The 13468-nt window shown below is 52.9% G+C and carries 11 protein-coding genes and 2 pseudogenes; 6 read left to right on the top strand and 7 right to left on the bottom strand.

Annotated elements, in window-relative coordinates; all coding sequences use genetic code 11:
• Positions 1-484 precede the first annotated feature (484 nt).
• Complete coding sequence (locus BBJ66_RS34800; RefSeq protein WP_012489593.1) at positions 485-1027, bottom strand: hypothetical protein; 543 nt, start codon at positions 1025-1027, stop codon at positions 485-487.
• A gap of 354 nt (positions 1028-1381) precedes the next feature.
• On the opposite strand from BBJ66_RS34800, the gene BBJ66_RS25110 reads away from it, so the two are divergent.
• Both BBJ66_RS25110 and BBJ66_RS25115 read left to right on the top strand, forming a co-directional pair.
• Complete coding sequence (locus BBJ66_RS25110) at positions 1382-2077, top strand: DUF6875 domain-containing protein (protein ID WP_004677746.1); 696 nt, start codon at positions 1382-1384, stop codon at positions 2075-2077.
• Positions 2078-2162: 85 nt separating this feature from the next.
• A complete protein-coding gene (locus BBJ66_RS25115) occupies positions 2163-2684 on the top strand; it encodes an aminoacyl-tRNA deacylase (protein ID WP_004677747.1) in 522 nt (173 codons plus the stop codon).
• A gap of 155 nt (positions 2685-2839) precedes the next feature.
• Here BBJ66_RS25115 and BBJ66_RS33725 read toward each other — a convergent pair.
• Positions 2840-3584: pseudogene (locus BBJ66_RS33725) on the bottom strand (transposase); the annotation flags it as partial.
• Positions 3585-4484: 900 nt separating this feature from the next.
• Here BBJ66_RS33725 and BBJ66_RS25130 point away from each other — a divergent pair.
• The 3 genes from BBJ66_RS25130 (at position 4485) to BBJ66_RS35070 (ending at position 6999) form a co-directional block, all read left to right on the top strand.
• On the top strand, positions 4485-5510 hold the full coding sequence (locus tag BBJ66_RS25130; RefSeq protein ID WP_012489592.1) for an LLM class flavin-dependent oxidoreductase: 1026 nt from the start codon (positions 4485-4487) through the stop codon (positions 5508-5510).
• Positions 5511-5661: 151 nt separating this feature from the next.
• On the top strand, positions 5662-6570 hold the full coding sequence (nodD3, locus tag BBJ66_RS25135) for a transcriptional regulator NodD3 (RefSeq protein ID WP_004677763.1): 909 nt from the start codon (positions 5662-5664) through the stop codon (positions 6568-6570).
• An 81-nt stretch (positions 6571-6651) separates the two neighbouring features.
• A complete protein-coding gene (locus BBJ66_RS35070) occupies positions 6652-6999 on the top strand; it encodes a hypothetical protein (RefSeq protein WP_012489591.1) in 348 nt (115 codons plus the stop codon).
• Here BBJ66_RS35070 and nodD2 read toward each other — a convergent pair.
• Complete coding sequence (nodD2, locus tag BBJ66_RS25140; protein WP_004677768.1) at positions 6979-7935, bottom strand: transcriptional regulator NodD2; 957 nt, start codon at positions 7933-7935, stop codon at positions 6979-6981. The two genes, BBJ66_RS35070 and nodD2, sit on opposite strands and share 21 nt — an antisense overlap.
• 387 nt (positions 7936-8322) lie before the next feature.
• Here nodD2 and BBJ66_RS34380 point away from each other — a divergent pair.
• Positions 8323-8490, top strand: a pseudogene (locus tag BBJ66_RS34380) (IS3 family transposase); the annotation flags it as partial.
• Between the two features lie 111 nt (positions 8491-8601).
• Here BBJ66_RS34380 and BBJ66_RS25145 read toward each other — a convergent pair.
• The 4 genes from BBJ66_RS25145 to BBJ66_RS25160 form a co-directional block, all read right to left on the bottom strand.
• On the bottom strand, positions 8602-10191 hold the full coding sequence (locus BBJ66_RS25145; RefSeq protein WP_012489590.1) for a class I tRNA ligase family protein: 1590 nt from the start codon (positions 10189-10191) through the stop codon (positions 8602-8604).
• Between the two features lies 1 nt (position 10192).
• Positions 10193-10522: a cupin domain-containing protein gene (locus tag BBJ66_RS25150; protein ID WP_004677772.1), complete on the bottom strand. Its 330-nt coding sequence runs from the start codon at positions 10520-10522 to the stop codon at positions 10193-10195.
• Positions 10523-10543: 21 nt separating this feature from the next.
• Positions 10544-11323, bottom strand: a complete 780-nt coding sequence (locus tag BBJ66_RS25155; protein WP_010018321.1) for a phytanoyl-CoA dioxygenase family protein — start codon at positions 11321-11323, stop codon at positions 10544-10546.
• An 81-nt stretch (positions 11324-11404) separates the two neighbouring features.
• Positions 11405-12691, bottom strand: a complete 1287-nt coding sequence (locus BBJ66_RS25160) for a lysine N(6)-hydroxylase/L-ornithine N(5)-oxygenase family protein (RefSeq protein ID WP_010009012.1) — start codon at positions 12689-12691, stop codon at positions 11405-11407.
• Positions 12692-13468 lie beyond the last annotated feature (777 nt).

Raw genomic sequence — 13468 nt, forward strand, 5'->3', positions numbered from 1 at the left:
AATGAGGAAAGACCTCATGGTGCGATCGGCAACAAGGTGCCGATCTCGTTGGTGAATTCGGGAGGCGCAACCAGCCCGCCTCCCTGAATGAAGCCCGAAAACTCTAGCATCCGGTGGTCCAACGTTTGGGAGCGGTTCAGAAATTCTCAGTGGCAGGTCAGACGCCGGATGAAAATTCAGTGGCAGGTCACACTGTCTCGACCAAGAGATGGAGGACCGCGTCAGCGGTTTCCGCCTCGCCTAAAAAGATAGCGTAAATGCCAAGGTGATAAGGCTGAGGATGCCGCCGAACTTCCCGCGCAGTTTCTTGGCCGAAACGACGATACAGCCGCTCCCCCTAGCAGCGCCTGCACCGGCCGTCAGGCCGGTTAAGCGAAGCGGGTTACCTCGATGAAGCTTGTTTACGGAGGAAACATTTGATTGATGAAAGGATAAACGCGCGCGAGACCGGCTTCTTACTTTTGCTTTCCCACAATAAAACTCGCTAAAATTTCCTGGCTTTTCGATCGACTCTCTTTTGAGAGGAACCCACAGGTGCCCCAGAAGACGCTGGCGATTTATCAATAGATGAAGAACTTGCCGTTGCCATCCCTTCCTCAGGAAGCGTAGCTACTTGAGCGGCACTGTCAATCGCTCTACGGCAGTCATCAAGGAAGTCAGCTATATATTCATTGACATAGACAACCAACGGCTCCTTTGGAACAACAATCAGACGCCGTTTGTCCGTTTTATCCCGAGTGATGTCGATGAACCCACGCAAATGCGCTGCCTCGACATACTTTTGGCAAACAGTCTGGTTTTTGAAAGGCAGATAGCGACACGCCTGCATCTTCGTCATGGGTTTGTTATTGGCGTCCATATGATATACTTTAAGCATCAATCCAAGAATATTCCTCAGGAATAGTTTTTCTTCGGAATTTTCGCTAACGAGATCTGACAAAAACGAGTCAATTTTCTCAAGCTTATGCTTTACGCCGACGTCGATCTGTTCTGGCGTATATATTTCTCTTCGTGTTGTCTTCGCCACGGCCACGCCTCTGCGCAATGGGTCGTTCTGTTTTCACCCAAAGCCTGTTACCGGATCCCATCGCGGCGACATTTATCATATGTATGTCTTCATAACTACGACGAATATAAGAATTTGCGGGCGGTCGTGAGACTAACCTTCATCGTGCACGAGCCCCCGCTCTTGTTTTCACATCCATTTAAAAAAACAGTTACACAAGTGTAACTACGAGTGCTACCAAAAATTCGGGAGCTTCGCTTCCGATGGAAGGTCGGTCTCTTGATTGGCCCCCGACCAGCTCGCCCGCCGCCCGAGCTGGCATGCAAGAGCCCGACCTTCCGTTTTGCACGTGGCTTTTCGAACCAGGGATCCGAAATGAATAAAGAAATTTGGAAAGATTACAGCCAACCTTTCGGGACGATTGGTCCATTGATGACAGTGGGCGAAATTCTGGAAAAGAATATTGATGCGGGATACAACGCCTATGATGAGTATGCAAACGCAGCTCTTCAGAAATTTGCTCGGTATGCCTCAGAATTCCTCTCCAATCCACATCCTCATTTAGGTCGGGACGGGAGCGTTTGCCCTTTCGTTCCCGAGGCTCTGACGAAGGGGCTTTTACGGGTTGCCGCGTCGCAAGCTGTTGCAGTTGACGAAATCGAAAACGATTTGGCGCGTATGCTCGCCGTCTTCAGCCAGATGAAACCCGTAAAGTCCTTCAACGATCGAACGGGCGACTGGATCTATAAGGCCATTATCATTGCCCTTCCTGGAATACAGGATGAAGGAGAGATTATCAGGATTGGTCAACTGCAAAAACGGCTGAAGCCCGACTTCATTCAGGAAGGTTTCATGATCGGTGAATTTTATCCAGGTTGCCCGGAGCCCGGTTTGCACAACAGGATGTTTCGACCGCTCGACACAACGGTTCCAGCCTTGGCTATTCGGCATATCACCAAATATGATGCTCCTTTCATGCTCGATAGCGATAAGTGCCTGGAGGCTTACTTCAGTATTTTTGGGAACGAGGGTCGCCGCCGCATTAGGCAGCTTTTGGAGCGAACCGCCTGAAACTTACTCGCAAGAGGGCTGTACTCGCAGTCGCTGAAACAGCTATCCTCGATCGTCCTACCAGGTGAACCGGAAGGAAACGACTATGTTGGACGTTCATCCGAACGTACTTGCTGAACTGCACCAGATCGGAGCGTCGACGGTACGATTGTGGCGCTATAGTGAGTTCGCCACCCCTATTACATCTCCTTCCGATTTAGCCTCCGCTATCGGCGTTCCCGTGGGGCGCGTTGCAAAGACGATGATTATTGCCGAGCAGAAAGCGAACGATGTGATGCGCCGGTCTCATCCTGCGCGCCACCTTTGTGCCGTTTTGCTGCCATCACCTTCAAAGATTGACATGAAAGCGGTTGCTGGCACGTATGGATGGAAACGAGCCGAGCTTGCTCAGAAAGAACAGGTACTCGATCTCTTCGGCTACCCGTCAGGAAGCGTATCACCATTCGGTCTCCAGAAGATCGCTGTACTGATCGACACCGCCCTTTTTTCTTATCCTACCGTAGTCACAGGTGCGGGCAAGGTTGGAGTCGAGCTTGAGATCGACACAAGCATGCTTTGGAAGATCGGGCAGCCGTTACAGACGCGTGGACGGGCCAGTCAAACCTAACGCCTCGTCACCTTTCATAGAGATGCCGTGAGGTAGGTTATTTCTTCGGGAAAGGAAATGCGGTTCCACGTAACGGCGCCTCGATTAGAGAATGAGGGTTCAATACGTATGTTGCGTAATCGGACTCATAGTGCGCACTATAACGAAAATCGTCACACCCGTCCCAACGTCTGCACGACATCTTCACCTCGATAGCTGTGAGGCGGATCAAGCGCGGGAACATAGCGTGAGAAGGTGGCGACCACCGTCAGGACCCGCAGTTTCTTTCCGGTTGCGAGCTGGTCGTGCACGAAGTCCATCGCCCACACGTCATTTGGTCCGACAGCCATTTGCCGATCCTCGCGAAGTTTCGCCTTAACACGGCGCTTCCGAGTCTTATTCCGCAGCTGCAGTCCCAAGTCCCTGTAAATGCGATAGGTTCGCTTGATGTTGGTGCCCCAACCCTCGCGTTCCAAAAGCACATGCACGCGACGATAGCCGTAGCGCACCCGCGCTCACAGGTCTAGACCGGCCTCGGCGCGGCGAGAGATGTAGTGATCGGTCGACCGATCGAAGTTCAACGCGCCACAGGCACGCCGGATCGAGATCGCCCAATCGCGGCACATGACACCACCTCCCGCTACCCCTCAGGCCTTAGAGCTTTCGGCGGATGRCRTCCTGCARCATCTCRCGGTCCARCGTCAGATCCGCGACGATCTTCTTCARKCGCGAATTCYCGTCCTCRAGCTGYTTSMGCCTCTTCATCTCYGGYGGCARCATGCCSGCGTAYTTTTTCTTCCAGTTGAARTAAGTCGYCTGRCTGATCCCCGCCTTSCKRCARATYTCMGCRAYCGASACGCCYTCATCACCYTGCTTCARAATGAACGCCTTCTGAGCGTCCGAAAACTGCGAYGCYTTCATCGTSTTCYGKTCCYTTTCCCAGCCAGGAAAATGCACCGGAAAACTCTAACCAAAATTGGTCCAGTTTGAAGGGTTGAGAGCAATTTCCCTATCGTAAAACCTGTGATCCTATGAAGTTAAGATGGGGAATGTTAAGGACATACAACAGCGTGCACGAAAGACGCGGAAGCCAACTGCGTCACATCTATTTCTGGTATCGGCGCTGTTGCGCTGCGGCCAAAACCGCACTGGCTCCTGATCCTTCCACCTTCGGAAGGGGCCGTGATCTCGCCTGGGTCGACCGTATGCTAGTTCGATCAGCAACCCTTTGACGGTGAAGATTCCTGGTTATTCACCTGGTGGATCAATGCCATACAAACAATCAATTTTACGAAGCCATGGGATGTTATTAAACACCTCGATTATGAATTGGGGACCCCATGATGTTGCTCCACCGAGAGCAGCCGAGGGCAAGGTCACAGACCTGGCCGGTAAATGGAGACGAACATGGCCAACGTGGAACTGCAGAAGGCGCTCTCGTCTGCCAATCAAGCGCCGAGACATAGCTCTGGGTCCTTTCTTCGCCTACTGCAGGAGCCTCGTCGCATTAAACCGAATACCAGCTTTAACACATTTGGGTCGCCACAAAAGCTGAACAACCACTATCCGATCTTGCCAATCCTTGGCTTCTCAAAAGTGAACGGAGCTGTGGGTATGCGAGATGGGGTGTTACCCACCGCGAAGTCATACATGAATACGAATGATTCAATGTCATTTCAACGTGAGCATTATGATTAGCTCATCGGCGTCAGCATCGTTTTTTAGAACCAGCAGCTTTTCGATGATTCCTGGCGAAAGACATCGGGGCCACCCTCCGGTCTTGGTCACCGAAAATTCGCCGCCAAACTTGGAGACATTTAAATGACAAACTCTCTTCCCGCAAAGCTGATGGTTGGTATCTTCGACCATTTGGACGAAGACGGAAGGGAGATTGGGCGCCAGTATGAAGATCGGATGAAGTTGGCAGAGGTCTGCGATCGCCTTGGCTTTTATGGATATCACGTCGCAGAGCACCACTGTACTCCCCACGGCAGAGGACCTTCGCCGAATCTATTTCTAGCAAGCGTAGCTCAGCGCACGCAGCATCTTCGTCTCGGTCCTTTGGTTATGCTGTTGAACCTTTATCATCCGTTACGTGCGTTTGAAGAAATTTGCATGCTGGATCATCTGAGCGGTGGCAGGCTCGAGTTGGGCATGGGGCGCGGCTCCTTACCAATCGAATGGAGCTTTTTCGGTATTGATGAGGAGGTGGCGACATCGCGCTATCTCGAAGCCAGCGAGATCGTCATCCAAGCGATGAAGGAAGGAGCTCAGGCTCTTTCCTACAAAGGCGACCACTTTGAACTAGACAAAGTCCCGTTGATGTTGCGGCCACATCAACGTCCTCAGCCTCCGACATGGATTACAACCAGTCGTCCTGAGGTTGCGCGCTGGGCGGCTGAGAACGATACAAATCTTGCCTGCGGGGGCCCTGCTTCTGCTGTTCGCCAGATCACTGATGCCTACCGAGCACACGAGAGACGTACCGCCGGGGACAGGAAACGGGCGCCGTTCCTTGGGTTGGTCCGAATGGTGGTGGCCGGCAGCACGACGAAGCATGCCATTTCGCTCGCGGCCCCGGCTTATCAACGGTGGCTTCGGAGCTTTAGGTTTCTGTACGAGATTAACGGGATACAGACTCCTCAGAACCTCCCGCCGGATTTTGATGCAGCAGTAGACTGTCAGTTGTGCGTAGTTGGTACTGCTGCTTCAGTTAGGCAAGATCTTCTCGATCATGTCGAGGAAGCAGGTGCTAATTATCTTCTTTGCCAGCTGGCGTTTGGTGATTTGCCATTGGAGGCTTCCTATTACACTGCAACGAGCGTTCACTCTGGAGTTATGGCTTAATCTGGACTGGCCTCAGGTTGCTTTCCGATCACAGAGATTAAGTCTCTGTGGCCGCGCCCTCAAATCGATTGAGGAGCGTCAAGGCGAATTCAGCCATCGCCGTAGGAACAGCCATTGTGGAATGGGCTGCACTATTGGATAGTTAAAAGATATGCGATTTAAGGGCCTCGATCTAAATCTCCTTGTCGCGCTCGATGCACTAATGATTGAGCGCAACCTTACTGCGGCGGCACGTAGCATTAATCTGAGCCAGCCCGCAATGAGTGCAGCTGTCCGCCGGCTCCGCTCCTATTTCCGCGATGAACTATTTACGATGCGTGGTCGTGAGTTCGTTCCAACTCCGCGTGCGGAAGACCTCGCGCCTGCGATTCGTGAGGCTTTACAGCATATTCGGCTCAATATCATACCCTGGGATAAATTTACTCCTGATCAATCAGATCGTCATTTCCGAGTAAGCTTATGCGATTTCGTTACAGTTGTTCTTTTTCAGAAGATACTGGAGCGTCTTGCGCGGGAAGCACCCGGCATTAGTTTTGACTTGCTGCCTCTTACTGACAATCCAGACGAGCTTTTGCGACGCGGCGACGTAGACTTCCTTATTAGCCCACCGCTATTCATGTCGAGCGCGCACCCTAAGATAGATCTATTTCAGGAACGACTGACTTGCGTCGGCTGCAGTAATAACAAACAACTTGAGGAAGCCCTTACTGCCGAGGAGTATTCTTCAATGGGGCACGCGGTAGTTAGGTTCGGTCGGACGCAGCAGCCTACCATAGAAGATTGCTTCTTGCAGGAGCATGGCCTCAAGAGGCGGGTCGAAGTCGTTGTTTCAAGCTTTAGCATGATCCCCGCCGCCCTAATGGGCACCGATCGCATCGCAACCGTTCCGTTACGACTAGTTGGGCTTTTTGAGGACACGATACCATTGCGGATGACTGCGCCCCCGATAGCGCTGCCGACATTCACCGAGGCAGTCCAATGGCCGGTACTTCACGACAAAGATCCGGCAAATATCTGGATGCGAGATATAATGGTTCAGGAGGCAGCGCGATTGCCGTGACCATCCTGAAACCTAGGAAGCTGGGCTGCATTGGGAGCGACGACCCGCGACGCGGCCGATTAGCTGAAGACGGCACCACCTGTGAGTGACCCGCAGGCCATTTTATCGACGAAGCTGAGCGCTACGCCCGTCGCCGATCGGCCGCCCTTCGGACGATTGCGCGACGTGCTGTCTAGCACCTTCGGCGGCAAATCGAAGGGTGCTGGGGGACCACAATTGCTCCGCACCGCAACCCGCCGCTACCGCCGCAAATACAGCAACCCAAAACCGTCGGAGCGAACTCAAAACTGGATAAAACTTGGGGGCAAGGTCAGCGGCCTTCCCCGGATGGATACCTTTGAAAAGCCTCTTTGGTGGCTGTTGAACTTATTCGGGCTCGGGCGGATCTTACTCAAGCAGGAACCTTGGTCAGGAACCGGATTGTTGTAGCAACCCATGTATTTTAGGTGCGTTGGAGGACATCATACGGGAAGCTTCCTCAACCAATATCTCCCTGAACCAGATGCTCCCTGGATCGGCATTATGGAGCGCTGGCCATTGAACAGCTTCTGTGAAGACGGGGAGCGGTAACGGAAGGTTGATGATCCGCAAAGGGAAAGTACTTTCGTAATGCTCGACTAAGCGAAGCGGTAGGTTAGCTATGCGGTTCGTGCCACGCAGGACTGGTGGTATTAAGCTAAACCCTTGCACGACGACCTCCACCCGCCTCTGAATACCATTCTCGAGCAAGAACCAGCCCTCGACCGATGGCTTCAAAAAGCGCCCAAACGCGGCAGCGACGTGTCCCGTGGAGACATATTGCTCGATCGTCAGCGCTGAAGGTAGGTCCACATTTGTCGAACAGGCTACACATACAAACTTCTCTGTGAACAGTTTTGCGCTCGGGTGTGCGCCCGAGAGAAAAAATTCAGGCACGATGAGGAAGTCGACGTCACCGCGGCTAAGCATCTCGTACGGATCACTATCCAAAGGCAGCAACTCAAAGCTGACTGCGGGCGCTTCTCGAGCAACTCGCTCAATGATTTTATTGAAGTATATCAGCATCATGAAATCGGACAGAACTATTCTAAAGCATCTGTCAGACTTCGACGGGTTAAACGGCTCCCAAGAGATGATTGAGCATTGTACCTGCAAGAGAGTTTCACGCACTGCCGAGGCAAGTCCTTCGGCACGGGGCGTCAGCCGAAGTTCTCGACCATTCATTGTAAACAATTCGTCGCGGAAATAGTCCCGAAGCCTACCAATGGCGGCACTCATTGCTGGTTGACTTAGATTGATACTACGTGCGGCAGCCGTTAGGTTGCGCTCGGTCGTGAGCGCATCCAATGCAACGAGCAGGTTTAGATCAAGGCCCTTGAAACGCATCTTTAGTCACATCCAAACAACGGATATTTTATATCCAAACAATCGATTTTTCCAGTACAGAACCTTCCAGCATAGATCCAATGAAGGTTCGTCAAAAAGGCTTAGGTTAGTTTGGTGATCAATTAAGTAGGCCGCATAGTTACGATAGACGTTATAGTTGCAGATAATCCACTTTAAATATCGAATGGCACCTTAGCAATAGGCGATGTGGAGCGGCGTCACCGAGCGACATGAAATGCTAGTGAACGGATGGGCGGAAGTAGGTTCATCATATCGCGATACCGGAGAGGCTTTGCCGTACGCTGGCTATCGACTGGCGGGCTCCTTCTGTTTGGAAGCATGTTCAAGATATTGGTGGCGTGCCAGTAATTTGTGATGAAAAGATCAACGCGCCTGAAGGCGCTTGAGGAAGAGAACGCCACACTGAAGAGACTGCTCGCCGAGCAGATCCTGGATACGGCCCCACTTCCCGAGCTCCTTAAAAAAATAGAAAGGCCCGCCGCCAAGCGCGACGCCGTCGCACGCCAGAAAGCCGTCGTGGGCCTTTCGGAACGAAGTAGGTCGCCCGACTGCCGCCTTGCGTTCTCCGCTATCGAGATGCCGTCATCCGGTCGGCGTCCGCGTTACTCGCCTCGGGATCGTCAAAGCGGTTGCCGTCATTAAAAGCTAAGAATTCGGCCGGACTTGCCTAAATCGTCTTTCATAAGCCTCTATGAAGGCTTCCGGAATCGGGTCGCTAAACAATGGGAAATCAACCGGTTTGCGTAAGCCGGTGCTTGGCCGGATAGTGCCGCCATCGAGCCCCGGCCGCCATCCGGCTCCGAAAAAGAAAGCACCATACCGCGCCGCAAGCATCGGGGTCACAGGATTAAGAAGGCTTAGAAATACGGAAACTTCCGCTGCGCTGACTGAGGTATCTGCCCTTGAAAAAGACGCAACGTCGAAAAAGGCGTCTATGGCGTCCATGGCATCCCAGACGCGCAAGTCCTGCACCGCTTCGGAATATCGTTTAACATTGTGGTTCTGCTCGACTGTCAGCTTGTCGGCCGTCAGCGTCTCGTTACATCCGGCGTACTTGCGCAAAGCCGTTTCGAAAGCACGAATTCTAGCCGCGGTCTGAAGCAGCCCCTCGATCAGAAAATCGTTGTCGTTTGCGCCAAATGGCTTGGCGAGGCTAGCCAAATAGTAGCGCAGCACGTTCGTGTCGATATCTGCTGCCACCTCGTCAGCCCACACAGCGTGGTCACGGCTAGTAGAAAATTTCGCGCCTTCGAGCTTATAAAAGTCCTGAATTGCATGGTTGTATGGAATCGCATAACCGCGCGAGAACAAACTAGCAGTAACGCCGATCGTGTAATAAAACCGGTTATCCTGACCCATGAAGAATACGAGTCTCGTGCTCGCGTTGCGCATAGTGTCATCGAGATCTGCGCCATTTTGCTTGCAGAGGCGTTCGATTCCTGTCTCATAGCACCACAATCCTTCAAACCAAGTCATTAAAGTTTGGCCTGCCACCTCCACCGGGTAGTTCAAAGTCACACCACGGTCGAAATGCCGCGACATCGGCAATGCCATCAGTTTTGACCGTAGCCAGTCAAGTTCTTTGCGCTTTATGGATTCCGGCCATCCGCTCGCCTCAATGGCGTGATCGAGCCCCGGAGCAAATTTTTCAAGCTCAAAATGAACCTGTCGAATCGGGCGCAAGATAAGGCTCTGGCCGCATGTCGTGTGAATCGGGTTGCGTAGTAGATTGTGTTGCAGCGCCGAGCCGCAATCTTCGCAAAGGTTACTATCTGTTGGCGCGTTACAAGCTGGACACTCTCCGACCGCGAGTGAGTCTGCGGCGAACTCTTCGCACGTCCCGCAATACAGTTGCTCTCCGTCGCGCAGCTCAACGTAGCCGGACGCTCTTAGTTGGTCGTAGATCGCCAAGCTGCGGTCTTTGTGGTCTTCGCTTGAAGTCCTTACAAATACGTCCGGTTCAATATCAACTGACCGCAGACACTGCAGAATTTCTTCAATGTGCATGTGTGCGACGTCATCAACCGGCCTGCCAAGCTTTCGGGCTTTCACCAGCGTGTAAGTGCCATGTTCGTCCGCACCTGTCACGTGATAGGCCGCGTTGCCTACCATGCGGTGGTAGCGTACGAACACGTCGGCGAGAAGGTACACGCCACCTATATGCCCAAGATGCAGCTTGCCGTTCGGGCACGGCGGCGCCGAGCAGGCAAAAAAAGTATGTTGGTTTGCTCTCAATTCAATCCCACCATATCGAAAGGAACTTTAAGCTGGTTTGAGGGCTGCTATTTTTGATCGCGTGTTTTTGGTGCGGCGCTATATAGACCATCGTGTCCCCACTGACTGCGGAGGTTTCTCCATCGGATTGAAACACGCCGCTGCCCGAGATCAATACCCAGAGTTCGTGCTCTGGGTGCGAATGAAGATCGACCGCATCGCCAGGTACCACCTCCACAATCGATGTGCCGAAAGCCGTTGCGACTGCCTGCGGTAGATGCTCAAGTAACCGGCACACCAGAACGCCATACTCCTGGCGCATGATTGAGCGGTCGATCTGTTTCGTATACATGTTTGCCTCTGTCCTCTGCCTTCAATCGCGATAGAAAATGCCGTTCGGCGGCTTGAGCTCGTCGATGTTGGAGACCTTGCCCTCGGGAGGGTTGTAGGCGCGTTTCAGTTTGTTGTATTCGGCCCTCGTTGGCCCACCAGTTGAGGCACGCTGGAACACGAGATAAATCACCCTTCGAGAATTTTCACTTTTGTTGGGCTTTGAGTAATGTGGGGCATAGTCGTCAAAGATGAAAATGTCACCGGCCTTCCACGTTACGGGCTCCCAGGCCAGCCTGTCCGCGACCTCGGGGTACATTACGCCGCCGGCGTCCATTGGGAACACGCCCTTTTTGTGGTTCCCGGGGCTGAAGAAAAGCCCTCCGTTGTCTGGGCCGGAATCGTCGATGCCTATTGCAACAATCGCGTGCACCATCCGGTCTGGTAGCTTATGTGGGATATGGTAGATGTCCTGATGCGGGCGATAGCCGCCGCTGTCGGAGTACTTAAAGATCAGCAACTCTTTGAGCATGCGGGCATTTTCCCCCAGTAACTCTTCGACGATCGACTCGATACGGTGGTCAGCCAGCAGTAAATCACGCAGGGGGGCGTTAAATTCGAGGAAGTTCTCGACCTTCGAAATGATCCTCCTACCGTCAGTTGTTTTTTCGAACCATATCAGCCATTTGTCTTCACTTGTCTCCCAGCACGAAACATCAGCCACAAGAGCTGAAAGTTTATCTCGGCTTTCTAGATCGAGAAATGACTCAATCCTAATGTATCCAACGTCATCCCATGTTGATTTTTGTTCTTTGGTTAACATGTGTAACTCCTTTTTAGATTTAAAGCCGCCTGGTAAAGCTGCGTCGTGAGCAGGCGCCCCGAGCTGCACTGCACTGGAGTGTTATCTTGCGTTTTGTGTCTCTTGAGCGGGAAGTAAACCTAGGCACCCAAGGATCGGCCGATCTGGGACGTTCAGATAGTATTCACGCCGAAGCAGGCTATTGATGATGCGACCGTTTCGGTAGGCGACGAGCGATAGATTCACACTCTGCAAGCCACTTTGGACTGGGGATCGGTTTTGCAGATATACCTGGCCGGGGGCGTTGTCCTCGAATTGAACGGAGTAATCGTCCTTCACGACCGGCAGACCGCCTTCCATAGAAGCGGAAGCCAATAGGCGATCGATAAACGCTAGCGGGCGAGGCTCGAAACCGGTGGCGAGTACGACCCGATCAGCCACTACAGTCGGTCGCTGACAGGTGCCGTGCGAAGCCAACAGCGCGTGCCAACCGTCCGCATGAGGAGACAACTCCTTCATGACGACTGCGGGTAGCAGTTGAATGACATCGTCAATATTGCCAGTCGCGCTGCGGTGATAGATAGTTTCGTAAATGCGGTTGCTCAATTCTGCTGAAATGCCGTCACTGGTGAGTTTTTCGTCGTCGACAATAGTGCGACGTTTTTTAAGTGGCAGCGAATGAAAGCGCTGGCTGTAAGACGGCGTGTATGACACGTTGATAAAAGAGCTGTCATCCCTCGTGAACAGGTTCCCGCGTGACGTCACCCATGTAATTTTACCGATACCCGGACTGCCCAATAGGTGTTCAACAACCTCCGCACCGCTCTGCCCCCCACCAACGACTAATACGCGTTCACCGATGTCGATTTGTGGCCGATCCAGATAGCTCGCCACATGGTAGACCTTCTCGCCCAGCCAAGGTTTGGCGCATTCGGGAATTGTTGCAACGACACCGACGCCAATCGCAACTGAGCGTGCATGGTAGTGATCTCGAGTCGTCGTCACGCGGTAACCCTCGTCTAATCTGGTTACGTCGGTAACCTCCTCCCCAAACCGGAGTTGTGGCAACTGATGCGCAACCCATTGGAAATACTGTGTGAACTCTCTTCGCGACGTGGTCGCGTCGCACCGGTTTACGAAGCTGTACAGCCGTCCATGCACCGCGAGGTAGTTGAGAAACGAAAACGGACTGGTCGGATCTGCAAGTGTCACACAGTCCTTCAGCGGAGATACCTGCAGGCGACTGTTGGGCAGCAGCAGCCCAGGATGCCAATCGAAGCCGCTTTCCTTTTCGAAAAAGGCAGTGCGCAGCGGCGTCGGACACGCGAGTGCTGCAAGACTAAGATTAAAGGGTCCGATGCCTATACCGATGAGATCCAGCACTTGCATAAACACACTTCCTTTGGTTGGGCGGGCACGTGGGCAGCGATACGGAAATCATTATCGAAGGACGTCTGTCTCCTACACCGCCCTCCACAATGTCTGACTGGCGATTGCGATGTTGAGAGCGACCAGACCCGCCATCACGAGCATGGCAACGTCGATGCCATAAACAGCAATTAATGTGCCACCGAGATACGGGAATTCGAACGAACCCACGAAAATAAGCGAGTGTAAAGACTTGGGAGGCCGTTGAGATTGACAGACCACGTTCGCCAGCGAGGTTCACCACCATCGCATTCAAGGTCGAATAAGTGAGACCGTAGCCTATCGCAAAGAGAACGGTGGCGACGACGTACAGCAGCTCGCTTCCCGGGTTCAAAACCAAAAGTCCGATCCCAATCAGTGTCGTCACGAAGAGGGTGAGTGCTAGGCGCCCAAGCGGCAACTTACCGATCATACCCGCGACGGAGAATCGCAATGTGACAGTCGTGACGGTGAATGTCAGAAAGAAGACATTCGGTGAGAGTCCGCGCGTTTCGGCATATATGCTTTGAAACGTGGACAGGCCTGCGAACGTACAAGCACCGATCGCCAACATGACCACCGGCAACACCGTTCTCCCCCACAAAATAGACATGGTCGTCGGATCGGATAAGCGACGGCGCTGGTAGAAAGTTGCGGCTGATGCTGATCTGAACCCTTCAAACTGGACCAATTTTGGTTAGAGTTTTCCGGTGCATTTTCCTGGCTGGGAAAGGGACCAGAAGACGATGAAAGCGTCGC

Origin of the sequence: Rhizobium sp. RSm-3, from assembly GCF_001854685.1 — a bacterium.
Lineage (GTDB): Bacteria > Pseudomonadota > Alphaproteobacteria > Rhizobiales > Rhizobiaceae > Rhizobium > Rhizobium ecuadorense.

Excerpts from the sequence above, each read along its gene's own strand:
- BBJ66_RS25150 (WP_004677772.1), bottom strand. The coding sequence starts at position 10,522 with ATGTATACGAAACAGATCGACCGCTCAATCATGCGCCAGGAGTATGGC.
- BBJ66_RS25155 (WP_010018321.1), bottom strand. The coding sequence starts at position 11,323 with ATGTTAACCAAAGAACAAAAATCAACATGGGATGACGTTGGATACATT.
- BBJ66_RS25110 (WP_004677746.1), top strand. The coding sequence starts at position 1,382 with ATGAATAAAGAAATTTGGAAAGATTACAGCCAACCTTTCGGGACGATT.
- BBJ66_RS25115 (WP_004677747.1), top strand. The coding sequence starts at position 2,163 with ATGTTGGACGTTCATCCGAACGTACTTGCTGAACTGCACCAGATCGGA.
- BBJ66_RS25160 (WP_010009012.1), bottom strand. The coding sequence starts at position 12,691 with ATGCAAGTGCTGGATCTCATCGGTATAGGCATCGGACCCTTTAATCTT.
- BBJ66_RS25130 (WP_012489592.1), top strand. The coding sequence starts at position 4,485 with ATGACAAACTCTCTTCCCGCAAAGCTGATGGTTGGTATCTTCGACCAT.
- nodD3 (WP_004677763.1), top strand. The coding sequence starts at position 5,662 with ATGCGATTTAAGGGCCTCGATCTAAATCTCCTTGTCGCGCTCGATGCA.
- nodD2 (WP_004677768.1), bottom strand. The coding sequence starts at position 7,935 with ATGCGTTTCAAGGGCCTTGATCTAAACCTGCTCGTTGCATTGGATGCG.